Source organism: Rhizobium sp. USDA 3886 (genome assembly GCF_056279785.1).
The window spans coordinates 3,115,277-3,139,073 of the sequence record NZ_JBWCDC010000001.1 but is presented as its reverse complement, the minus strand read 5'-3'; the positions used below and the strand labels follow the sequence as shown (position 1 = coordinate 3,139,073).

Sequence of the window (23,797 nt, the reverse complement as noted above, 5' to 3'; positions counted from 1 at the left end):
GGAGAATCTTTCGGAATTTTGCCGAAGCCGGGTCAAAGACGCACAAAAACTGCCTCAGTGGGGCATCTTTTAGAGATTTTTTCGATAATTCTTCTGCTAACTTGCGGCAAATCACGCAAATCGGGGGAATGTCTTCAATGGCTGCCAAAAACAATCCGCGACGGGAGAAGCTGATCGAAAGCGCGAAGAAGATCGCTGCTGCAACCAATGAACAGTATCTCGATCCGGAAATCCTCTTCGGCCGGGCGAGCGGCGACGACCTCGATCGCTACACGCCGGAGATGCTGGCGCTTTCCGCCGTTCATTCTGCTAAGGAGCTTTCGACCTGGGACGGCAAGGTTCCGCGCGTTACGATCGAAACGCCGGCCGGTGTCGAACCCGATGGCGTTGCGGTCTCGGTCCTGACGGTTACCGATCGCAATATGCCGTTCCTCTACGAGTCGGTCATGAGCGAGGTCACGAGTACCTATCGCGATCTCTACATGGCAGTGCATCCGATCCTGGTGATGGAGCATGGCAAGGCGCCGGTACTTTATTCCGCCGATGAACCGAGCGATCCGGCAAAACGCGTCAGCCACATCCAACTTCACATTTCGCCGTTGACCGCGACACAATCCGGCGACCTCCGGAAGCGCATCATGATCGTGCTGGAGCAGGTCCGCCAAGCCGTTTCCGACTGGAAACCCATGCTCTCCAAGCTCGACACGGTAATTGCCGAATTGGGCAGCTACAATGCCGGCCGCAAGAAGGCCGACCGCGACGAGGCACTGGCTTTCCTGGCCTGGCTGCGCGACGAAAACTTTACCTTTCTCGGCATGCGCGAATATGTCTATTCCGGCAAGGGCGGCGATGCTGTCAAAGTCGAGCGTCACAAGGGTGCCGGTCTCGGCATTCTTTCCAATCCGGATGTATTGGTGCTGCGCACCGGCAAGGATGCCGTAACGACGACGCCGGAAATCCTTGCCTTCCTGGACGGCCCGGACTTTCTGATCGTCACCAAGGCGAACGGGAAATCAGTCGTCCACCGCCGCGCCTATATGGACTATGTCGGCGTGAAGCGATTCGACAAGGATGGCAACGTCACCGGCGAGCTGCGTATCGTCGGCCTTTTTACCTCGACGGCCTATACGTCCCCCGCGTCGGAAATTCCGCTCATCCGTTCCAAAGTTGCCAAAGTGAAAGATTATTTCGGCTTCGATCCCATGAGCCATTCGGGCCGAATGCTGGAAAACACCTTGGAATCCTATCCGCGCGACGATCTTTTCCAGATCGACACGACGCTGCTCGCGAATTTCGCTGAACAGATCAATGATCTTGTTGAACGCCCGCGTGTCCGCGTTCTGCCGCGCATCGATCAATTCGACCGTTTCGTCTCGGTCATCGTCTATGTGCCGCGTGAGGAATACGACTCCATCGTTCGGGAAAAGATCGGCACCTATTTGAAGACTGTCTACGATGGCCGGGTTTCCGCCTATTATCCGGCTTTCCCGGAAGGGCGGGTTGCGCGCGTACACTTCATAATCGGCCGGTCCGGTGGCAAAACGCCGCGCATCCCGCAACCGAAGCTCGAGGAAGCGATCCGGGCCATTACCGCCCGCTGGGACGATCGCTTTGAAGCGTTGGCGGGGCCAAAGGCGCCGAAGATCGGCGTCAGCAATGCCTTCCAGGATTCCTTCACCCCGGAGGAAACGGTTACCGATCTCCCGGATATTACCGATTGCGCCTCCGGCGAGCCGATACGCATCGCATTCTATTACCGCAATGATGCAGAACGCGGCCGGATCTTCTCACTCAAGATTTTCCATGCTGGCGAGCAGCTTCCACTCTCACGCCGCGTGCCACTTCTCGAAAATCTCGGTTTCAACGTGCTGAGCGAGCGGACTTTCGACATCGAAGTTCCAGCCGCCGACGGCTTGGTCAACGTCGTCGTGTTGCATGATATGGAACTCGAAGCCCGCAGCGGCGCTGAAATTGACCTCAGCCGTTATGGTGCCCCGTTGGAAGAGGCCTTCGTTTCCGCTTTCGACGGCACGATCGATAATGACAGTTTCAACCGGCTGATCCTTTCGGCTGGGCTTTCCGCGCGCGAGACGAATGTCCTGCGCGCCTATGCGCGTTATCTTCGCCAGGCGGGTATCGCCTATTCGCAGGATTACATTGCAACGACCCTCGACAAATACCCAGAGATCGCCGCTTCGATCTTCCGGCTCTTTTATGATGCACTCGATCCGCAGCTTAGCGAAAAGGTGCGCCTGAAAAAGCTCGCCGATCTGCATCGATCGATCGAGGTGGCGCTCGCCAATGTGCCGAGCCTTGACGATGACCGTATCCTGCGCCGATACATCAACGTCGTCGATGCGACGCTGCGGACCAACTATTTCCAGCGCACTGCCGAAGGCTCGCCGAAAGCGATGCTTGCCTTCAAGCTCGATCCGCATCTCGTCGACGGCCTGCCCGACCCCAAGCCCTTCCGGGAAATCTTCGTGTACGGGGTCGAAGTCGAGGGCGTGCATCTGCGTTTTGGCAAGGTTGCCCGCGGCGGTCTGCGCTGGTCGGATCGCGCCGAAGACTATCGCACGGAAGTTCTGGGTCTCGTAAAGGCGCAGCAAGTGAAGAACGCCGTTATCGTTCCGGTCGGCGCCAAGGGCGGCTTCTATCCGAAGAGACTGCCCACAGGCGGCAGCCGCGATGAAATCTTCAGTGCCGGCCGCGAAGCCTACAAGACCTATATTCGCACCCTGCTTTCGATCACCGACAACATTTCCGGCACCGATATCGTGCCGCCGGCAGATACGGTGCGGCTTGATGGCGACGATCCCTATTTTGTCGTCGCCGCCGACAAGGGAACGGCAACCTTCTCCGACACGGCCAACGCGTTGGCGCAGGAAGCCGGCTTCTGGCTCGACGATGCCTTCGCGTCAGGCGGCTCGGCCGGCTATGACCACAAGAAAATGGGCATCACCGCACGCGGCGCCTGGGAAACCGTAAAGCGTCATTTCCGCGAGATAGATATAGACATCCAAACGACGCCATTTACGGTGGCCGGTGTCGGCGATATGTCCGGCGACGTCTTCGGCAACGGCATGCTGCTCTCCCCGAAGATCAAGCTCGTTTCCGCTTTCGACCATCGTGATATCTTCATCGATCCCGATCCGGATATGGAAAAGACGCTCGCCGAACGGCAGCGGCTATTCAACCTGCCCCGTTCAAGTTGGCAGGACTTCGACAAGTCGGTTCTTTCCAAAGGCGCGATGATCATTTCACGCGCGTCGAAATCCGTCACGCTGACCCCGGAAGCGGTTGCGGCAATCGGCATCGACAAGGCGGTGGCAACGCCCTTCGAGATCATCACAGCAATCTTGAAGAGCCCGGTAGATCTCCTCTGGTTCGGCGGCATCGGCACCTATGTGAAGGCGCAGTCGGAAACCGATACGGAAGTGGGCGATCGTTCGAACGATCCGATCCGCATCACGGCTGATGAGGTGCGGGCGAAGGTGATCGGCGAAGGCGCCAACCTCGGCGTCACGCAAAAGGGCCGCATCGCTTATGGCCTGAAAGGCGGACGGAGCAATTCCGATGCGATTGACAATTCGGCCGGCGTCAACACGTCGGATGTCGAGGTGAATATCAAGATCGCGCTCGCCAAGGCGATGCATGACGGCCGGCTCACACGGGCAAAACGCGATCAGCTGCTTTCCTCGATGACAGACGAAGTGGCGGCTCTCGTTCTGCGCAACAACTATTTGCAATCACTGGCGATTTCGCTGACCGAACGTAAGGGAACCGCCAATGGGCTTGAGCTCGCGCGCTTCATGAGCGTGCTGGAAGGCGCCAAGCAGCTCAACCGGAAAGTGGAAACGCTTCCCGATGAGGCAACGCTTGCAGAGCGCTATGCTGCCGGCAAGCCGCTCACGCGGCCGGAAATCGCCGTGTTGCTCTCTTACGCCAAGATCGTGCTTTTCGATGCCGTTGCCGCCAGCGATCTTCCAGACGACACTTATTTCGCGTCGACCCTTTCAAACTACTTCCCGGCTAAGATGCAGAAAACCAATGCCTCCGACATCGCAACCCACCGGCTGAAACGCGAAATCATCGCGACGGTGCTTGCCAATGAGGCAATCAATCGTGGCGGCCCAGGCTTTGTGGTGAGCATGATGGATGCGACAGCAGCGTCAGCGCCGGAAGTCGTCCGTGCCGCAATCATCGCCCGCGATGGCTTCGACCTGACCAGGCTTTGGACCGACACCGATGCGCTAGACGGCAAGATTTCCGGCCAGATGCAGAACCGCGTCTATGAAGAGATCGGCCACAGCTTCACCGTCCTGACTCGCTTGCTCCTGAAGACCGGCATGGCAAAAGGCGGCGTGGCTGAAACCATTAGTCGGCTTCAAACTGCATTGAAGAAATTGAAGCCCTCCTTCGCCGCGCAGGCCCCCGCAGAGTTCGAAGCGCGCGCCATGGAGTATCGCGATGCCGGGCTGCCGGAAAGATTAGCTGCTGACATTGCCGGGCTGCCGAGCTTTGCGCTTGTGCCGGAGATCATGCAGATAGCCGAACGTACAGGCGAGGCACTCGGACGTGCCGCGGAAAGCTATTTTGCCGTATCGCAGACCTTCCGCGTCGGAAGGCTCCTGGCCGCCGGCGCCCGCATTCTCACCTCAGATCATTATGAAAACCTGGCGCTGGCGCGTAGCATCGACCAAATTGCCAGCGCCCGCCGCGATATCGTCATCTCGGCGCTGTCCGAACATGGCAAGGAAAAGCTGCCGGTTCAGGCGTGGCATGCAGTCGATCGCATCAGGATCAACCGCATCGCCGAAGAACTGTCAAACCTTAGCGATAGCGGCGATCCAACTCTTGCGCGCATCACGGTGGCCGCAGGTCTTTTGACCGATCTTGCGCGCGACCGGGCGAGGTGACACAGTCCGCCGCGAAAGCGGGAGTGTACGCGTGAGCAGAATAGACTGGACCGGAACGGGAACACCGGCGCCGCAAAAGGCGTCGGAAAAGGGTATCTGGAGCTGGATGCTCTTCGATTGGGCGGCGCAGCCGTTTTTCACGGTCGTAACCACGTTTATTTTCGGACCCTACTTCGTCGCGCGCCTGACGGCTGATCCGGTTTCGGCACAGGCGATGTGGAGCAACACGGCGACGATCTCTTCGGTGATCATCGCCCTGCTCTCTCCAATCCTCGGCTCCATCGCTGATCAATCCGGTGCCCGCAAACCCTGGATAGCCTGTTTTGCGGTCATCAAAATTGCGAGCCTCTTCGGTCTCTGGTTTGCAGCACCCGGCTCGCCGGTTATCTACCCGGTGATGTTCATGATCCTGGCCTCGATCGCCGCCGAATTCTCGATCGTCTTCAACGATTCCATGATGCCGCGCCTTGTGAGCAAAGACGAGGTTGGCAGGCTGTCCAACACAGCCTGGGGACTTGGTTACCTTGGCGGCATGATCGTGCTGATCGCTGTTGTCGGGCTGCTTGCGGGGAGCCTGGAAACTGGAAAGACGCTGTTCGGCCTCAACCCGTTGTTCGGGCTTGATCCGCATACAGGCGAGGATGCGCGCATTACCGGCCCGATCTCCGCCGTCTGGTATCTCATCTTCATCATTCCGATGTTCCTCTTCACGCCGGATGCGGCGAAGGGGCTGCCGTTCGCTGCTGCCGTACGTTCAGGCTTCAGGCAGCTCGGGAACACGATCGGCGAGCTAAAGCTCCGAAGAGGTATCCTGAAATTCCTGATTGCTCGAATGATCTATCAGGACGGCGTCAACGGGCTGCTGATCCTTGGCGGCACCTTCGCCGCCGGCATGTTCGGTTGGGCGACGATCGAAATCGGACTTTATGGGATCATCCTCAACGTCGTCGCGATTTTCGGCTGCGTCATCGCCGGACGCGTTGATCACCGCATCGGATCAAAAGCAACGATCCTGATCAGCCTGACGCTGCTGCTGCTCGCAACGCTCGGGATCATTTCGACGGGGCCGGGCTATACGCTTTTCGGCCTGCTGCCGATGTCAACGGCGGACGCCGGCGGGCTTTTCGGCACGACGGCGGAGAAGGCCTACATTCTTTACGGGCTGCTGATCGGCATCGCCTTCGGTCCCGTACAAGCCTCGTCGCGCTCTTATCTGGCGCGCAGCGTCAGCCTGGAGGAGGCGGGGCGCTATTTCGGTATCTATGCGCTGTCCGGCCGCGCCACGAGCTTCATGGCAACGCTCTTCTTCTCCCTAATAACCTATGCCAGCGGATCAGCGCGTCTCGGCATGGCGACGCTGCTCCTTTTCCTCGCAGGCGGATTGATCCTGCTCATCGCAACACCTTATCCGGCCGACAGGAAGCAAGATTGAATTGAACCCTGGCTGAGCGCCGGGGTTCTGTCAGCTCAATGGCGGAAATGGCGCATGCCGGTGAATACCATCGCGACGTCGTGCGCGTTGGCAGCGTCAATCACCTCTTGGTCGCGCATCGAGCCACCCGGCTGGATGACTGCCGTCGCACCCGCAGCAATCATCGACAAAAGGCCGTCGGCAAAGGGCAGGAAGGCTTCCGAAGCAACCGCAGAACCGCGTGTCATCGGGGCGGGTAAACCGAGCGCCTTGGCGGCTTCCTCGGCTTTCAGTGCGGCAATGCGGGCGGAATCGACACGGCTCATCTGGCCGGCGCCAATGCCGGCCGTCTGGCCATCCTTGGCGTAGACGACGGCATTCGATTTCACGTGCTTGCCGACCTTGAAGGCAAACTTCATGTCTTCCAGTTCCTGTGCCGTCGGCGCGCGCTTGGTGACGACCTTGAGCTCCAGATCCTCGATCATGCCGTTGTCACGGCTCTGGACCAGCAGCCCGCCGGAGACCGTTTTCGCCGTCAGGCCAGCGGCATGCGGATCGGGCAGACCGCCGGCAGAAAGCAGGCGCAGGTTCGGTTTCTTCGCAACGATCGCCTTGGCTTCTTCGGTTACGCCCGGAGCGATGATCACTTCGGTGAAGAGCTTGATGATCTCCTCCGCCGTCTCCGCATCGAGCGTGCGGTTAAGCGCGATAATGCCGCCGAACGCAGAAACGGAATCGCAGGCGAGCGCCCGCTTGTAGGCTTCGACAAGGCTCGGCCCCGTTGCGACGCCACAGGGGTTGGCATGCTTGATAATGGCACAGGCGGGTGCCTTTTCAGGCAGGAATTCAGCGACGAGCTCGTAGGCCGCATCAGTATCGTTGATATTGTTATAAGAGAGCTGCTTGCCCTGCAGCAGCGTCGCCGTGGAAACGCCGGGGCGCTTCTCGCCCGTGACATAGAAGGCCGCTTTCTGATGTGGATTTTCGCCGTAGCGCATCTCTTCCTTCAGAACGCCGCCGATCACCCGATGGCGCGGCGCATCGATGGCGAGCGCTTCGGCGAACCAGTTGGAAATCATCCCGTCATAGGCGGCAGTGCGGGCATAGGCCTTGGCTGCCATACGCTGGCGGAACGCATAGCTTGTCTGGCCGGCATCGGCCGAAAGCTGTTCGAGCAGTTCCGGATAATCCGCAGGATCGGTCAGGATCGTCACGTAAGCATGGTTTTTGGCGGAAGCCCGGATCATTGCCGGACCGCCGATATCGATATTCTCAACTGTCGTCGGATAATCACCGCCGGCAGTACGCACGTCTTCGAATGGATAGAGGTTTATGATGGCAAGATCGATGCCCTCGACGCCATGCCGCTTCATGGCTTCCTGATGTTCAGCATCATCGCGGATTGCCAGGAGACCGCCGTGAACCTTCGGGTGCAGCGTCTTCACACGACCGTCCATGATTTCCGGAAAGCCGGTAACCTCCGAAACGTCGGTGACCGCCAGACCCGCGGCGGCAATGGCCTTGTGTGTCCCGCCTGTCGAAAGCAGGCGTACGCCCGTCTCGGAAAGCGCGCGAGCAAGCTCGACGATACCCGCCTTGTCGGAGACGGAGAGCAGCGCGGTTTTGACTTTGACCTTATCGGGGGCGGGGATTTTCTTGGAAGTGACGGCCATGAACCTTCTCCGTTCGGGCTTCAGGAGACATCCGGCAAGGGACGTATAGGGTAATGGCGCCGCGTTAGCACGAGCTCTACCGCTGCGCAAACAGCGACTAGCTCTTGCGGGACAAAAACCAGCGAATTTCCGCCTTTTCGGCGAAAACGAAGTCGATCTCGATCTGGTCGGAACCGCAGATACCGGAGGCGTCAGCAAAAAAGATATCTTCAGTGACCAGAACTTCGTTCCCCGGCGACGAGAAGAGCCAGCTCTCGCCATCCGGCGCTGTCAGCAACACGGACTCGCGGTCACTCTGCTTCACATTGATGGCCGGATGGATATGGAAGCGCGCTGCCGCACGAAGGGGCTCGTCGCTGACGCGCTCGCCCTGCCGCACCAGCCGATCACGGCCAGTGACGATGGAGCCTGCAGCATTCAGCGTCAGTTCGCGCTCATGGAGCACGCCGAAATTTTTTAGATAGCCGTCGTGACCGACCTTGATACCATCGCGTCCGTCTTCTGTTTCGGCGCGCTCGACGCTAACGGTTTTCACCGAGTCCGACATGATATGACCGAGAAATTCCGAGGTCGAGAAACGGCTGGATGAGGTGTCGTTCAGCGTCACCGTCGAATGCGTCGCAGTCGTGCGCGCCATCTGGACATAGCGGCGGCCGGCGAATTTCGGGGAACCGGAGTTGACGATAAAGCGATGACGGCCTGACGACATTTCAAAGGAAAGGCAGCCCGCATGCGCCGTGCGCGAAAGGGGGCCGGCTGCCGGGGGGCCGGTATCGGCGATCAAAACGGTATTTCCCGCCATGAGACGTTGATAGCGCGAATGCGGCATTGCCTTGAAAGGCAGGCCCGCCGTTTCGTCATAGCGCAGAACCGACATCAGCTCGTTGGCAAGCGTCGATGTTGCACCGTTGAAGAGCGCGAGATCGCCATTCTGGTGCCGGAAAAAGCGCAGTGCCGGATACATGCGATCGATGCCGGAAATAAGCTTCTGCGGCAGGTCGTGACCGAGATTCACATAGGTCTGGCGGAGCGGCAGGAGATCGAGAAGCAGCTCGAGGCCTGTGCGTGGATTGCGGGATATATGCCCGCCATCGGGCAGAATCTGGCTATCGAATTCATTATCCAGCGCCTGGGCGGCCTTGCGCAGCACACCTTGCCGCGCGGGCATCGCGATCGAAGCCATGGCGAGGGCGATCCGCAGACGGAAGAGAACTTCCCCCGGGGGTGCGAAAGCAGCCATGCGCCGCAGATAGCGAACCTGAAACGCCAGAGATTTCATGAATCGGCGATAAAAGCCACGATCGGCATTCTGCAGCACAACCGGCGAATGCGAGAGCCAGGTGATCACCCGCTGCGAAGTGACATCAATTTCCCAGGCAATGCCTTCCATGCGGCCAGCATGCAACGAGAGCCAGTTGTCGACGATCGCCCGGGCGACGGCCGAAGCCCGGTCGCTCTTTTTGGCCCGCATATGGCGAAGCCAGCCGAAACCATGCAGGCGGTTGGCAAAGGCGCGTGACGGAAGCGTAAAGCCGAAGGGCGGTTTGCCGTTCGTCTCCAGCAGGCGGCCCGCCAAAGGGAAACGGCCATTCATGATCTCATCGGCTATGTGAGGATCGATGGCACGAAGATCGGTCGGCGCGACGATAAGCCGCTCGGGCACTTGGATCGTGTGGCGAAAAAGGCGCAGACGCAGCAGCGCAATGCGCCGCAACACGCGGCGCCAAGCCTCCCGAACATACAAACTCGAAAACCGCCGGCCGGACTGCATATTCTATTGTCTATTGACCCTCATGATTAAGAATAGGTGAATAAGGGCCGGTTTCAGCGGTAAGACTGCATTAATTTGTGATGAAAACGAAATATAGAAAAGACGTACCTGCATCAGGCAACACGCCGCAACACTGCGGCGTAAAAACCGTCAAGCCCCGAAGCGACCGTTTCTTGCATGCGCAGCATGGCAGGGGTCGTCCGGAATTCGCCAAACGGAGTGATCGCCATTTCCAATCCGGGCCATTGAGCAGCATCAATCCGGACGCGCTCGATGGTCGGCGTGTCTGCCAAAATGCGGCTCACAACGTCCTCTCCCTCGACGGGATCCAGCGAGCAATTTGAAAAAACAAGCGTGCCGCCAGGCCTCAGGAGCGTCAGCGCATGGCGAAGCAGCCGTTCCTGCACGCCGGCGAGCCTTGCAATGTCCTCCGGGCCCTTCGTCCAGAGAACATCCGGATGACGGCGCGTCGTACCCGTCGAGGAGCAGGGCGCATCGAGCAGGATAGCGTCAAACGGCTCTGCCGGCTCAAACTTCAGAAGGTCTGTCGCAAGCGTTTCCGCATCGAGGGCAAGGCGCTCGAGATTCGCGCGCAGGCGCTTCAAACGGCTTTCGGATTGATCGATCGCAGTGACGTCACCTCCGGCGAGAATGAGCTGTGCCGTCTTGCCGCCAGGTGCGGCGCAGAGATCGGCGACCCGTTTGCCGGACAGGTCGCCAAAGAGCTTGGCCGGAATGCTTGCCGCGGCGTCCTGCACCCACCATTCGCCCTGATCGAAACCTTCAAGGGAGGGAATAGCACCGTCAAAGGCCGCAAGACGCACGCCCCCTGTCGGCAGGACTTTCCCATTCAGCCGAGCCGCCCAGCCGGCTGCATCGGATTTCACGGTAAGATCAATTGCAGCCGGCTCGAGCTGGGATTGAGCGATCGCCGCGGTGGCTTCTTTCCCATAGGCCTGTTTAAGCCGTTCGATAAACCAAGCCGGCATCGGCGAAATCTTCGCGACATCTTCGAGTACCTGTTCCTTCTCACGGCTAAGACGTCGTAGGATCGCATTCACCAGCTTTGCAAAGCGGCGATTGCGGGGATCCTGATTTGCCTGCTCGACGGCAAGATCGACAGCCGAATGATCGGGAACGTCGAGATAGAGGATCTGCGCTGCTCCAACCACAAGCACATGATGAAGTGCACGCGCGCCTTCCGGCAACGGTGAATCCAATAAGGAGGCAATCGCCGCATCGATGCGGGGCAGGTGACGCAGCGCGGTGTTCAAGATGGCCCGAACCAGCGCGCGGTCTCCTTCCCCAAGAGCCTTATATGCCGGGTTTCCGTGTTCGTGATCCAACGCACCATCTAACGGCAGTTTGCGGTCGATGACAGCGGCGAGAATCTTCGCTGCGGCCGCACGCGCCTGCAGACCCGGTTTTGCGGCCGGACGCTCTGCAGGTGGCTTCTTCTTATAGAATGGCTTATTTCTGCCGTCTGAATTCAAGACCAGGGACCTTTTGGCGGTTGAGAACCACCGCGGCCAATACCCGTATTCGGAACCGAGCGCGACTTGCGCGACGGATTAGCAGTACGAACCGTTGCCGTCGAGCCATTCATACCGCTCCCTGCCATTTCCTGAAGTGCCGCAATACGGTTTTCCGTATTTGGATGCGTCGAAAACAGATTGTCCATCCGTTCCCCGGAGAGAGGATTGATGATGAACATATGCGCCGTCGCGGGATTGCGCTCGGCATCGTAATTCGGGATATGCGCGGCACCCCGGGCAATCTTGCCGAGCGCGGACGCGAGCCAGAGCGGGTCGCCGCAGATTTCGGCGCCGCGCCGGTCAGCGGAATATTCACGCGTCCGGCTGATTGCCATCTGCACCAGCATGGCGGCAAGCGGCGCTACAATCATCGCCAGAAGCACGCCCACGAAGCCAAACGGATTACTGTTGTTCTCGCGGCTGCCGCCGAAGAAGAAGGCGAAGTTACCAAGCATGGAGATCGCGCCAGCAAGCGTCGCGGTGATCGTCATCGTTAGTGTGTCGCGGTTCTGGATATGCGCCAGTTCATGCGCCATCACACCGGCCACCTCTTCCGGCGAGAGCGCGCTGAGCAGCCCCGTCGAGGCCGCGACGGCAGCATTCTCCGGATTGCGGCCGGTAGCAAAGGCATTTGGCTGCGGACTGTCGTAAAGATAGACTTTCGGCATGGGCAAGCCGGCATTTCGTGCAAGATCGCGAACGATGCGGAAGAATTCCGGCGCGTTTCGCTCATCGACCTCCTGCGCCCGGTAAGCCGAAAGCACCATGCGGTCCGAATTCCAGTAGGAAAAGAAATTCATGCCTGCAGCAATCAGGAAGGCAATCATCATCCCGCCGCGACCGCCGATCAGGAATCCGACAAACATGAACAAGGCCGTCATGAAGGCAAGCAACATGGCAGTGCGAACGAGGTTCATCGAGGTCTCCATCTCCCGTCTGCGGCAAAAGGGTTTTAATCGAGCCGCCAGCGCACTATGATTTGGTCATTCGCCAGCCATTTTCAATATTTCCGGCGGGAGACGCAATTGCAGCCAGCGGACAACGATAATATAGACAGCACTGTGGCAGAAGGGGCAGAACCGCCTCGCAAGGTTCTGTCACCCGCCGCAAAACGCGCGCTTGCCGAAGCCGAGGAACGCCGCAGGAACCAGAAACCTCTGAAGCTGCCGCCGGAGATCGGCGGAAGAGGAGGAGCCGAGCCCGCAAGGTTCGGCGACTATGAAATCAACGGCCGCGCCATCGATTTTTAAGGAAATATTCTCTCCCCATGATCGGAATTTATTCCTTTCATGGCAAAAGTACTCGCGATTCTCCTGATGGCGCTATTCACGCTCCCGCCGCAGTGTTGCGTTGGCATGCGACGAAATCGAAGGCCCGTAAAGCGGCTCCCGGTTTCCGGGTGCCGCTTTGATTTCAGGCGGTTACCTTGTTCTGCCTGTTGGCGATGAGGTCCTCGACTACTGCCGGATCGGCAAGCGTGGATGTATCCCCGAGCGAGCCGAAATCGTCTTCGGCAATCTTGCGCAAGATACGGCGCATGATCTTGCCGGAACGGGTCTTCGGCAGACCAGGCGCAAACTGGATCTTATCCGGAGATGCGATCGGGCCGATTTCCGCGCGAACATGCTTCACCAACTGCTGGCGCAACTCATCGGATCCTTCGTTGCCGGCCATTAGCGTGACGTAGCAATAGATGCCCTGTCCCTTGATTGAATGTGGGTAGCCAACGACGGCGGCTTCCGAAACCAGATTGTGCGAAACGAGCGCGGATTCCACCTCGGCGGTACCGAGGCGGTGGCCGGAGACGTTCAACACGTCGTCGACGCGGCCGGTGATCCAGTAATAGCCGTCCTCATCGCGGCGGCAGCCGTCCCCGGTGAAATACTTGCCCTTATACGTGGAGAAATATGTCTGGATGAACCGCTCATGGTCGCCATAGACCGTGCGCATCTGGCCAGGCCAACTGTCGGTAATGCAGAGGTTGCCATCAGCAGTGCCTTCCAGCACCTTGCCTTCATTATCGACCAGTTGCGGCTTCACGCCGAAGAACGGTACGGTCGCTGAACCCGGCTTCAGGTCGATCGCGCCAGGTAGCGGCGTAATCAGGATGCCGCCGGTCTCGGTCTGCCACCAGGTATCGACGATCGGGCAACGGCCATCGCCGACGACATGATGGTACCACTCCCAGGCTTCCGGATTGATCGGCTCGCCGACCGTCCCGAGCAGGCGCAAGGACGAGCGGGAGGAGCGGGTCACGAAATGGTCGCCGGCACCCATCAACGAACGGAGCGCTGTCGGAGCGGTGTAGAAGATGTTGACCTTGTGCTTGTCGATGATCTCCCAGAAGCGGCCCTGGTCCGGAAAGTTCGGTACACCTTCGAACATCAGGGTCGTCGCGCAATTCGCCAGCGGACCGTAGACAATGTAGGAATGGCCGGTCACCCAGCCGACATCGGCCGTGCACCAGTAGATATCGCCATGGTGGTAGTCGAAGACGTATTCATGCGTCATCGACGCGTAAACGAGATATCCGCCCGTCGTGTGTAATACACCTTTAGGCTTGCCGGTTGAACCCGAGGTATAGAGGATGAAAAGGGGATCCTCCGCCTTCATCTTCACAGGAGGGCACTCGGCTTTCACCGTTGCCGCTTCCTGATGGTACCAGATATCGCGGCCGTGAGCCCAGCCGGTCTTGCCGCCGGTCCGGCGCACGACGAGGACCTTGCTGACCGTCACATGCTGGCGGGCCGCGATGTGGATCGCGGTATCGGCATTGTCCTTCAACGGCACCGGCTTGCCGCCGCGCACGCCCTCGTCGCAGGTGATGACGAATGTCGATTCGCAGTCGACGATACGTCCAGCAAGCGCTTCCGGCGAGAACCCGCCGAAGACGACAGAATGCACGGCGCCGATGCGGGCGCAGGCGAGCATGGCATAGGCCGCTTCGGGTATCATCGGCATATAGATGGTGACGCGGTCACCCTTCTTGACGCCGTGCTTCTTCAACACGTTCGCCATGCGGCAGACATGCTCGTAGAGTTCGTTGTAGGTAATCTTCTTGTCAATATAGGGGTTGTCGCCTTCGAAGATGATGGCAACCTGGTTGCCGTGCGTTTTCAGGTGGCGGTCGATACAGTTATAGGAAACGTTCGTCTGGCCGTCTTCGAACCACTTGATCGACACCTTGCCGGTAAAGGACGTATTCTTGACCTTCTTATAAGGCTTGAACCAGTCAATCCGCTTGCCGTGCTTGCCCCAGAACTTATCCGGGTTCTCGATGCTCTCCTCGTACCATTTCTCGTACTTGGCCTTATCGATTAGGGCATGGCTCTTCACCGGTTTCGTAACCGGATAGATCTTTTCCGACATGTGACTCCTCCTCAACACGGGCACCGGCTAACTGCGCAAAGCGATCGCCGGAACGCGATTCATGGCATTCATAGCAGGTCAAAAGCACCCGGCAATTAGACAAAGGTCATTTCATTCCTGATCAATTGCAATTCTGCGTCACTACAGTTATATAGCGCCATATTTCCCGGATATTATGGTGATATCCACGGACCGCGACACCGTCGTGGACGACAGAAGGACTATATCCATGGCTCAACAACTGCTCATGCCGAAGGCGACCGCCATCTGGCTCGTCGACAATACGGCCCTGTCTTTCGATCAGATCGCCCAGTTCTGCAAGCTGCATCCGCTCGAGGTGAAAGCAATTGCCGACGGCGAGGCAGCGCAGGGCATCAAGGGCCTGGATCCGATCTCAACGGGACAGCTTTCGCGCGACGAAATCGCCCGCGCCGAAGCAAACCCGAACCACAAGCTGAAGCTCTCGGAGCCGAAGGTTCGCGTTCCCGAATCCAAGCGCCGCGGCCCGCGTTACACACCTGTTTCCAAGCGTCAGGACCGCCCGAACGCCATCCTCTGGCTTGTTCGCAATCATCCGGAGCTGAAAGACGCCCAGATTTCGCGCCTCGTCGGCACGACCAAATCGACGATCGAACAGATCCGCGAACGCACCCATTGGAACTCGGCCAACCTGACGCCGATGGATCCGGTCACACTCGGCCTCTGCAGCCAGATCGATCTCGATATGGAAGTGGAAAAGGCATCCAAGGGTCGACCGCTGCCGACCGCTGCCGAACTCGGCGCCACGCTGCAGTCCGCCCAGGAAACCGAGCGCATGAGCCCGAGTTTCGAGCGCGAGGAAGAACGCGAAATCGATGCCGATGCCGTCTTCGCCAAGCTCAAGTCATTGAAGTCTTCCTCCAAGGATGAAGACGAAGACGATCGTTTCTGACATGTCTGCATAAACAAACGACCCGCCGGATCGCTCCGGCGGGTCTTTTGTTTTCGGCTAGTCCAGAGTTTAGCTGCGGAAGAGCGACAGGATGTTCTGCGATGCCGAGTTCGCAATCGACAGGGACTGAATCGCCAGCTGCTGCTGCGTCTGAAGAGCGGTCAACTTGGAAGATTCTTCTTCCATATCCGCATCGATGAGACGGCCGATGCCCGAGTCAATCGAGTCGCTCAGAGCCGAGACGAAATCTTCCTGCAGTTGGATGCGAGTGGAGATGGAGCCCAGCTGTGCACCGGCGCTGGTCATCGCCTTCAGAGCGGATTCGACAGCCGTCAGCGCAAGGCCGACGTCATCAGTCGTGAAATTGGTGATGTCCATCTTATAGACAGAGCCGATCGTACCGTTCGAGGTGCCGATAATGCCCGTGGAGGTCTCGATCAAGCCGCCGCTCATGCCGAACAGGACGTTTCCGACCGAGCTGTCATCGAGGATATATTCAGTCTGTTTGACGGATACAGCGTTCGAGCCGTCACGAACAAAGGTCGAAACGACGCTCTTCGTACCCTCGCCAGCAACCCAGTTCTCGCCGGAGAAGGAGGCAGACTGAGCAATACTCAGGAGTTGTTCCTGAAGCTGGTCGATTTCTTCCTGAATCTTGGCCTTGTCGACACCCGCTTCACTGGCGGCAACCAGCTTGGCCTTGATTTCAGAAACAATGTCGATGGCGCTGTCCATCGCGGCATAGGCAGTGTCGACCTTTGCGGCACCGAGGCCGAGAGCGTCAGAAACGGCCGAAAGCGCCTTGTTGTCGGAACGCATGGTCGTTGCGATCGACCAGTAAGCGGCGTTATCAGCCGCCTTGCCGACACGCAGGCCGGACGAAACGTGGTCCTGGGTTTCCTTGAGGCTCTGGTTGACGCCGCGAAGGGTTTGCAGCGCCGCCATTGCGGCAGTGTTCGTTAGGATGCTTGACATCGCTTTTTGTCCAATTCGCTTGGGTGAAAGGGCATTCCGGCCAAGGCCGGGAGCGGCGGTGCTTCATGCTCACCTGCAACAGGTGTCCGTAAGCCGAACCTAGCGAAAACATGGTTAACAACTCGTCAACGCCGGTTACAACTCGTCAACGAATCTTACCAAATAGGTAACTTCCTACATTGGAAGCGAGCCAAAACCCCTGCTGCGCAGGGCATCCGCGATTTCATGCAGAATTGCCGGATCATCGATCGTCGCAGGCATTTTCCATGGTTCGCCGTCCGCGATCTTCTGCATTGTGCCGCGCAGGATCTTGCCGGAGCGGGTCTTCGGCAACCGTTCGACGGCAATCGCCGTCTTGAATGCGGCCACCGGACCGATCTGGTCGCGAATCAGTTTGACGACTTCAGCTTCGATTGTCGCCTTCTCCCTTGTGACGTTCTTCTTGAGCACGAGGAAGCCGCACGGCACCTGTCCCTTGACCGGGTCTGCAATACCGACGACAGCGCATTCCGCGACGTCCGGATGCCCTGCGCAGACCTCTTCCATCGCTCCCGTCGACAGCCTATGGCCTGCACAGTTGATGATGTCGTCTGTGCGCGACATGATGAAGAGGTAGCCGTCGTCATCGACATAGCCGGCATCCGCTGTCTTATAGTATTCCGGAAACTCCTCGAGATAAGTCGAGCGAAAGCGCTCGTCGGCATTCCAGAGTGTCGGGAGGCAGCCCGGCGGCAGGGGCAGCTTGGCGACGATGTTGCCGAGCGTGCCGGGCGGGACCTGATGTCCGCTGTCATCAAGCACTTGGATATCATAGCCGGGCATCGGCACCGATGGCGAGCCGTGCTTTACCGGCAGCTTATCAAGCCCAAGTGGATTGGCGGCAATCGGCCAACCGCTTTCCGTCTGCCACCAATGATCGATGACAGGCACACCAAGCATCTTCTCCGCCCATTTGAGGGTTTCGGGATCGGCCCGCTCGCCCGCAAGAAAGAGTGCTCGAAAATGCGGTTTCGAATAGCAACGCACAAACTCACCGTCGGCATCTTCCCGGCGAATCGCACGAAAGGCGGTTGGCGCGGTGAAGAGAACACGCACATCGTATTCGCAAACCACGCGCCAGAAAGCACCGGCATCCGGCGTGCCGACGGGTTTGCCTTCGAAGATCACAGTGGTCACGCCCGCAAGCAGCGGCGCATAGACGATATAGGAATGACCGACGACCCAGCCGATATCGGACGCGGTCCAGAAAACTTCGCCGGGTTTCATTCCGTAGATGTTTGCCATTGACCAGTGCAGCGCAACCATATGCCCGCCATTGTCACGGACGACGCCTTTCGGCTGACCGGTGGTTCCGGATGTATAGAGGATATAAAGCGGGTCGGTTGCTTTGACGGCGACACAGGGAATGTTCTTGCCGCGGTGAAGCGCTACGGTTGATCGGAAATCATGATCCCGGCCCGGCATAAGTTCGGCCGTCAGTTGCGGCCTTTGTAGAACAAGACAATGGGCCGGCTTTGATTTCGCAGCAGCGATGGCCTGATCGACAAGCGGCTTATAAGCAACGACACGGCCGGGCTCCAATCCGCAACTGGCAGTGACCACAAGCTTTGCACCGGAATCATCGATGCGGGCTGCAAGTTCGTTGGCTGCAAACCCTCCAAAAACCACGGAATGGACGGCACCGATACGAGCGCAGGCAAGCATGGAGAAAATGGCTTCCGGCACCATCGGCATGTAGATGATGACACGATCACCTTTGCCGACGCCGAATGCTTGAAGGGTCGCCGCGATCGCCTGCACTTCGGCGAGCACTTCGTCATATGTGAAGCGCGCCTTGGCGCCGCTCATGGCGCTGTCGAAGATGATCGCTGTTTCGGTGGCGCGGCCTGCCGATACATGACGGTCCAGGCAATTATAACAGGTGTTGGTCTCACCGTCCGCGAACCAGCGGCCGTAAACGCCCTCTGATGGCGAGAAGATCTGCTGCGGTTCCGTGAACCAGTCGATTGCTTTTGAAGCTTCGCGCCAGAATGCTTCCGGATCGCTCCTCCAGCTCGCATAAACCTGATGATAGCTGCTCTGCATCTGCTCCTCCCCAGGACATGCAAACCGTGTAGCCAATCTAGGACAGGGGAGGCTGGACCGGAAGCCCGACGAAAGCAGAACGACTAACGCGCGCCGAAAATAGCAGATCCGACGCGCACGCTCGTCGCACCGAGGGCCACGGCCGTTTCGTAGTCCCCGGACATGCCCATGGAGAGTTTTTCCACCCCGCATCTTCCTGCGATCTTAGCCAGCAGCGCAAAATGCGGACCGGGATTTTCCTCGGCTGGCGGAATGCACATCAGGCCTTCGATCGAAAGACCAAGCTCATTCCGGCAGAAATCGACAAACGCGGGTGTATCGGCGGGAGCAATACCGGCCTTTTGCGGCTCCAGCCCCGTGTTGACCTGGACGTAAAGTCGAACGCTCTTCCCTTGCCCTTTCATTTCCCCGGCGATCGCGCGGGCAATCTTTTCACGATCGACAGTCTCTATGACATCAAAGAGGGCAACGGCATCCGCCGTCTTGTTCGATTGCAGCGGCCCGATGAGATGCAGCTCGATGCCGGCCGTTTCAGCCTTGAGTTCGGGCCATTTGCCTTGGCCTTCCTGGACGCGGTTCTCGCCAAAAATGCGCTGACCAGCCGCAATCGCGGGACGGATGGCTTCCGCATCGAAGGTCTTTGACACGGCAAGGAGTTGAGCCGATCCGGCGGGACGCCCGGACTGACGCTCCGCTGCCGCAATGCGCGAGCGAACATCGTTCAACCGCTCTTGAAGTCCCATTGTCTTATCCCGACATGACCGATGGCATGCACTAACCGCGGGTGACCTTTTTGCCAAGAGCCTGCGCGCGCAAAAAAGCACTCTGGCTGCGAGGGATCGGGTGCTTGCAGTGCCCCGCAAAACTTGACGCTACGACGGTTTCATGGTGAAGGTCACCACCAACCTCCCCTGATTTTTCGGAAATTCGAATACCATGACTACCGAACGTTATAATCCGCGCGATGCCGAGCCCCGCTGGCAGCAAAAATGGAACGAGGCGAAGGTCTTTGAGACCGACAACGCCGATCCGCGCGATAAATACTATGTACTTGAAATGTTTCCCTATCCCTCGGGCCGCATTCATATGGGCCATGTGCGCAACTATGCGATGGGTGACGTCGTGGCCCGTTACAAACGGGCCCGGGGCTTCAACGTTCTGCACCCGATGGGCTGGGATGCCTTCGGTATGCCAGCGGAGAACGCTGCCATGGAGCGCGGCGTTCACCCGGCATCCTGGACTTACCAGAATATCGACTCGATGAAATCGCAGTTGAAGGCCATGGGGCTTTCGCTCGACTGGAGCCGGGAATTTGCCACCTGCGACGTGGAATACTACCAGCACCAGCAGCATCTTTTCCTGGATTTCCTGGAGAAGGGCCTGGTCTACCGAAAGCAGTCGAAAGTCAATTGGGATCCGGTCGACAACACCGTTCTTGCCAACGAACAGGTCATCGACGGCCGTGGCTGGCGTTCGGGTGCACTGGTCGAGCAGCGGGAGCTCACGCAGTGGTTCTTCAAGATAACCGATTTCAGCCAGGATCTGCTTGACGCTCTGGACACGCTCGACCAGTGGCCGGAGAAAGTTCGTCTGATGCAGAAGAACTGGATCGGCCGCTCCGAGGGTCTTTTGGTCCGTTGGGAGATCGTGCCGCAGACGGCGCCTGCCGGTGAGACCGAGGTGACAGTTTATACCACTCGACCGGACACGCTGTTCGGAGCTTCCTTCCTTGCGATCTCTGCCGACCATCCGTTGGCAAAGGACGCTGCAGCAAAAAGTGCGGCTATCGAAGCCTTCTGCGAGGAATGCCGCCGGGCCGGCACGTCGCTGGCAGCCCTTGAGACGGCCGAGAAGAAAGGCATGGATACCGGTATCCGCGTCAAGCATCCGTTTGATTCGTCTTGGGAACTTCCGGTCTATGTCGCAAATTTCGTGCTGATGGATTATGGCACGGGCGCTATTTTCGGCTGCCCGTCCGGCGATCAGCGTGACCTTGATTTCGCGCGCAAATATGGTCTGCCCGTTGTCCCCGTCGTGATGCCAAAGGACGGCGATGCTGCAACCTTCACGACCGGCGATACCGCCTACGATGGCGACGGCATGATGATCAACTCCCGCTTCCTCGACGGCAAAACGACAGACGAAGCCTTCAACCTCGTCGCCGACCGCCTGTCGAGCACGATGCTCGGCAACGTGCCGCAGGGTGAACGCAAGGTAAATTTCCGTTTGCGCGACTGGGGCATTTCGCGGCAGCGGTATTGGGGTTGCCCGATCCCGGTCATTCATTGCGATGACTGCGGGGTGGTGCCCGTCCCGAAAAGAGACCTTCCCGTGAAACTCCCGGCAGATGTTACCTTCGACCAGCCGGGCAACCCGCTCGACCGCCACCCGACCTGGCGGCATGTCGCTTGCCCAACCTGCGGCAAGGACGCGCGGCGCGAAACGGACACGATGGACACCTTCGTCGATTCGAGCTGGTACTACACGCGCTTTACAGCGCCTTGGGAAGGTGTACCGACAGATCCGGCTGCGGCAAACCGCTGGCTACCCGTCGATCAATATATCGGCGGTGTCGAACACGCTATTCTGCACCTGCTCTACTCGCGTTTCTTCACCCGCGCGATGCGCGAGACCGGTCATGTCGACATCAAGGAACCATTTAGAGGCCTCTTTACGCAGGGCATGGTCGTGCATGAGACATACAGCCGCGGTGCCGGCATGAATCGCGAATGGGTGGCGCCTGCCGACATCCGTATCGAAGAGATCGAGGGCAAACGCCGCGCTTTCCTGCTGGAGGGCGGAAACGAGGTCTCGATCGGATCAATCGAGAAGATGTCAAAGTCCAAGAAGAACGTCGTCGATCCAGATGATATCATCGCTTCCTACGGCGCTGACACGGCGCGGTTTTTTGTTCTCTCCGATTCACCGCCAGATCGTGACGTGATCTGGTCGGAAGCAGGTGTCGAAGGGGCGCATCGCTTCACACAGCGCCTCTGGCGTTTGATTTCCGAGGCCTCCGAAGTCTTGGTCACCGTATCGCCGAATCCGGCTAAGGATGGCGAGGGGCTTTCGATTTCCCAAGCTGCGCATAGGACTTTGAAGGCTGTACAGAACGACTATGACAAGCTTTGGTTCAATAAGGCGGTCGCGCGCATCTATGAACTCGTGAATGCCTTGTCTGGCCCATTGGCGAAAGTAGCGACAGGCGGGGGTGACGTCGCCTATCGCGGTGCCGTTCGAAACGCAGCGGAAATCTTGGTTCAACTCGTTGCGCCCATGACGCCGCATCTTGCCGAAGAATGCTGGGCAGCACTTGGCAACAGCGAGATGCTCGCACGCACCCCTTGGCCTGCCTATGACGAAGCTCTGGTCGTGGAGAACGACATCGTATTGCCGATCCAGATCAACGGTAAGAAGCGCGCCGAATTGACAATTTCTCGAGACGCAGATCAGAATGCCGTAACGCAGGCGGTCTTGAAACTCGACGCCGTCATTAGCGCGATGAACGGTCAGGCGCCGAAGAAAATTATTGTGGTTCCGCAAAGGATTGTGAACATTGTCGTTTGATATCGCTCCCAGGCTCGCACGCGGCGCCGCAATCACCGCCGTCCTTGCGTTCGCAGCCTTACTTTCCGCCTGCCAGGTTCGTCCACTTTACTCGGAAACGTCGGGAGTTGCTGGCAAGCTCGCTTCCGTTGGCTTTTCGGATGCAACGACTCGTGTCGAACAGGAGGTTCGCAACCGCCTGATCTTCCTTGCGACGCACGGCGCGGGCGAGCCTGTCAAGCCGGCCTACGAAGTTGAGCTGCATGTGCGGTCCGATGTCGTCGACGCGCTTCTCGTCGAGACCTCCGATGAGTCGCGTGCCGGTCGCGTGACCGTCAGCGTTGATTACACGCTGCAGGCGACAGCGGATGGCCAGGTCATCAAGTCGGGTAACCGCTATGTCACCGCGCTTGTCGATTTCCCGAGCCAGCAGTTTGCCAAGCAACGCGCGATCCGTGATGCTGAGAACCGTGCAGCGCGCGAGGCTGCCGAGCTCGTAGGCCTCGATATCGCCGGCGCGCTCGGCCGCTGAGGAAAAGGACGTGGCGGAAATAAAATCTCACGAGTTTGAAGGCTTTCTTCAACGTTCGGTTTCCGCTTACCGCATTTTCGTCATCTACGGACCGGATCGCGGTCTGGTTTCCGAGAGAGCCGGGCAAATAGCCGGGAAAACCGGCGTTGCGCTGGATGATGCTTTTTCGCTTATCAAACTCGACATCGGCGACCTGCAGAAGGACCCTGGGCGCCTGCATGATGAGGCAGACGCTATCGGGCTATTCGGAGGTGAAAAACTCCTTTGGATACGTGGCGCGGCAAATGAAAAATACCTGGTCGATGCCCTGGGCGAGCTTTCTCAAAAGTCGCTCGACGCAACGTCCATCATCGTCGAAGCCGGAGATCTGAAGAAGGGCTCCCTTCTTCGCAAGCTTGCCGAAGGCACACGCAGCATCGTTGCGATCCCCTGTTATTCAGATGATGCACGCGCCTTGAATGTTTTGATCGACAATGAGTTGGCGTCAGAAGGCCTGCGCATCACGCCTGTCGCACGGCAGGCTTTAGTCGAACTGATCGGCGGTGATCGCATCGCCTCACGCAATGAGGTCAGAAAGCTCGCCCTCTACTGCCGCGGCATGGAGATGATCGAAGAACATCATGTGAGCGAGATTATTGGCGACGCCAGTGCTATTTCGGTCGATGACGCCGTGGACGCTATATTAAGCGGAAACACCGGCAATTTCCTGCATTCCATGCGGAAGATCTCGGCATCGAAGACGGCTGTCTTCCTCGTCATCCAAGCCTGCCTGAAACAGTTCCAACTTCTCGACGCAATGCGCGCAGAAATGGAGGAAAAGCGGCTTCAGACAGCTCAGGTCATGCAGACGCACGGCCGCCATCTGCATTTCCGGCGCAAACCCATCATCGAACAGGCGCTACGCACCTGGAATGCTGACGCCATTCGCCGTGAGACAAACAGGCTGCAATCGGCGATCTTGCAGACAAGAAGGCGTCAGAGCCTAGAGGACAGCATTGCGTTGCAGACATTGCTCTCTACAACTCTTCAAAGCGGGCGGAGAGGCTAGGC

At 58.6% G+C, this 23,797-nt stretch carries 15 protein-coding genes; 7 read left to right on the top strand and 8 right to left on the bottom strand.

The genetic code is table 11. The features are described from left to right. The first annotated feature begins 137 nt into the window (after positions 1-137). Both ACZ9BX_RS15975 and ACZ9BX_RS15970 read left to right on the top strand, forming a co-directional pair. Positions 138-4,919, top strand: coding sequence for an NAD-glutamate dehydrogenase (locus ACZ9BX_RS15975; protein WP_476218843.1), 4,782 nt, complete (start codon positions 138-140; stop codon positions 4,917-4,919). Between the two features lie 31 nt (positions 4,920-4,950). Beyond that, positions 4,951-6,351 (top strand): MFS transporter, encoded by a 1,401-nt coding sequence (locus ACZ9BX_RS15970; protein WP_476218842.1) that lies wholly within the window; start codon positions 4,951-4,953, stop codon positions 6,349-6,351. 35 nt (positions 6,352-6,386) lie between these two features. On the opposite strand, the gene purH is transcribed toward ACZ9BX_RS15970, so the two are convergent. From purH to htpX, 4 genes are all read right to left on the bottom strand, one after another. Continuing rightward, entirely contained in the window at positions 6,387-8,003 is a 1,617-nt protein-coding gene (purH, locus tag ACZ9BX_RS15965; protein ID WP_476218841.1) for a bifunctional phosphoribosylaminoimidazolecarboxamide formyltransferase/IMP cyclohydrolase, read from the bottom strand. Positions 8,004-8,100: 97 nt separating this feature from the next. Further along, entirely contained in the window at positions 8,101-9,774 is a 1,674-nt protein-coding gene (locus tag ACZ9BX_RS15960; RefSeq protein WP_476218840.1) for a heparinase II/III family protein, read from the bottom strand. Positions 9,775-9,887: 113 nt separating this feature from the next. Then, positions 9,888-11,273 (bottom strand): RsmB/NOP family class I SAM-dependent RNA methyltransferase, encoded by a 1,386-nt coding sequence (locus tag ACZ9BX_RS15955; protein WP_476220041.1) that lies wholly within the window; start codon positions 11,271-11,273, stop codon positions 9,888-9,890. Next, positions 11,264-12,226 (bottom strand): zinc metalloprotease HtpX, encoded by a 963-nt coding sequence (htpX, locus tag ACZ9BX_RS15950; protein WP_086997384.1) that lies wholly within the window; start codon positions 12,224-12,226, stop codon positions 11,264-11,266. Before htpX ends, ACZ9BX_RS15955 begins: the two co-directional genes overlap by 10 nt. Before the next feature lie 108 nt (positions 12,227-12,334). Here htpX and ACZ9BX_RS15945 point away from each other — a divergent pair, with 108 nt between their 5' ends. Further along, positions 12,335-12,559, top strand: coding sequence for a DUF1674 domain-containing protein (locus ACZ9BX_RS15945; RefSeq protein WP_476218839.1), 225 nt, complete (start codon positions 12,335-12,337; stop codon positions 12,557-12,559). A gap of 163 nt (positions 12,560-12,722) precedes the next feature. On the opposite strand, the gene acs is transcribed toward ACZ9BX_RS15945, so the two are convergent. Further along, positions 12,723-14,678, bottom strand: coding sequence for an acetate--CoA ligase (gene acs / locus ACZ9BX_RS15940; protein WP_476218838.1), 1,956 nt, complete (start codon positions 14,676-14,678; stop codon positions 12,723-12,725). 229 nt (positions 14,679-14,907) lie between these two features. Between acs and ACZ9BX_RS15935 the strand changes: the two genes are divergently transcribed. After that, entirely contained in the window at positions 14,908-15,609 is a 702-nt protein-coding gene (locus ACZ9BX_RS15935) for a DUF1013 domain-containing protein (RefSeq protein ID WP_476218837.1), read from the top strand. A 69-nt stretch (positions 15,610-15,678) separates the two neighbouring features. On the opposite strand, the gene ACZ9BX_RS15930 is transcribed toward ACZ9BX_RS15935, so the two are convergent. The 3 genes from ACZ9BX_RS15930 to ACZ9BX_RS15920 all read right to left on the bottom strand — a co-directional run bounded on the left by ACZ9BX_RS15930 (position 15,679) and on the right by ACZ9BX_RS15920 (position 19,412). Continuing rightward, positions 15,679-16,584 (bottom strand): flagellin N-terminal helical domain-containing protein, encoded by a 906-nt coding sequence (locus ACZ9BX_RS15930; protein WP_476218836.1) that lies wholly within the window; start codon positions 16,582-16,584, stop codon positions 15,679-15,681. A gap of 174 nt (positions 16,585-16,758) precedes the next feature. Then, positions 16,759-18,669 carry a propionyl-CoA synthetase gene (locus ACZ9BX_RS15925; RefSeq protein WP_476218835.1) on the bottom strand — a complete coding sequence of 637 codons (1,911 nt, stop codon included), beginning with the start codon at positions 18,667-18,669 and terminating at the stop codon, positions 16,759-16,761. An 83-nt stretch (positions 18,670-18,752) separates the two neighbouring features. Next, entirely contained in the window at positions 18,753-19,412 is a 660-nt protein-coding gene (locus ACZ9BX_RS15920) for a YggS family pyridoxal phosphate-dependent enzyme (protein ID WP_476218834.1), read from the bottom strand. 193 nt (positions 19,413-19,605) lie between these two features. On the opposite strand from ACZ9BX_RS15920, the gene leuS reads away from it, so the two are divergent. Genes leuS through holA form a run of 3 tightly spaced genes read left to right on the top strand, consistent with a single transcriptional unit; the run spans position 19,606 to position 23,795 of the window. Further along, on the top strand, positions 19,606-22,236 hold the full coding sequence (gene leuS / locus ACZ9BX_RS15915) for a leucine--tRNA ligase (RefSeq protein WP_476218833.1): 2,631 nt from the start codon (positions 19,606-19,608) through the stop codon (positions 22,234-22,236). Next, positions 22,226-22,747 carry an LPS assembly lipoprotein LptE gene (gene lptE / locus ACZ9BX_RS15910; protein ID WP_476218832.1) on the top strand — a complete coding sequence of 174 codons (522 nt, stop codon included), beginning with the start codon at positions 22,226-22,228 and terminating at the stop codon, positions 22,745-22,747. Before leuS ends, lptE begins: the two co-directional genes overlap by 11 nt. A 10-nt stretch (positions 22,748-22,757) precedes the next feature. Continuing rightward, on the top strand, positions 22,758-23,795 hold the full coding sequence (gene holA / locus ACZ9BX_RS15905) for a DNA polymerase III subunit delta (RefSeq protein WP_476218831.1): 1,038 nt from the start codon (positions 22,758-22,760) through the stop codon (positions 23,793-23,795). Positions 23,796-23,797 lie beyond the last annotated feature (2 nt).

Coding starts and splice junctions, on each gene's coding strand:
- ACZ9BX_RS15975 (WP_476218843.1), top strand. CDS start 138: ATGGCTGCCAAAAACAATCCGCGACGGGAGAAGCTGATCGAAAGCGCG.
- purH (WP_476218841.1), bottom strand. CDS start 8,003: ATGGCCGTCACTTCCAAGAAAATCCCCGCCCCCGATAAGGTCAAAGTC.
- ACZ9BX_RS15960 (WP_476218840.1), bottom strand. CDS start 9,774: ATGCAGTCCGGCCGGCGGTTTTCGAGTTTGTATGTTCGGGAGGCTTGG.
- htpX (WP_086997384.1), bottom strand. CDS start 12,226: ATGAACCTCGTTCGCACTGCCATGTTGCTTGCCTTCATGACGGCCTTG.
- acs (WP_476218838.1), bottom strand. CDS start 14,678: ATGTCGGAAAAGATCTATCCGGTTACGAAACCGGTGAAGAGCCATGCC.
- ACZ9BX_RS15935 (WP_476218837.1), top strand. CDS start 14,908: ATGGCTCAACAACTGCTCATGCCGAAGGCGACCGCCATCTGGCTCGTC.
- ACZ9BX_RS15930 (WP_476218836.1), bottom strand. CDS start 16,584: ATGTCAAGCATCCTAACGAACACTGCCGCAATGGCGGCGCTGCAAACC.
- ACZ9BX_RS15925 (WP_476218835.1), bottom strand. CDS start 18,669: ATGCAGAGCAGCTATCATCAGGTTTATGCGAGCTGGAGGAGCGATCCG.
- ACZ9BX_RS15920 (WP_476218834.1), bottom strand. CDS start 19,412: ATGGGACTTCAAGAGCGGTTGAACGATGTTCGCTCGCGCATTGCGGCA.
- leuS (WP_476218833.1), top strand. CDS start 19,606: ATGACTACCGAACGTTATAATCCGCGCGATGCCGAGCCCCGCTGGCAG.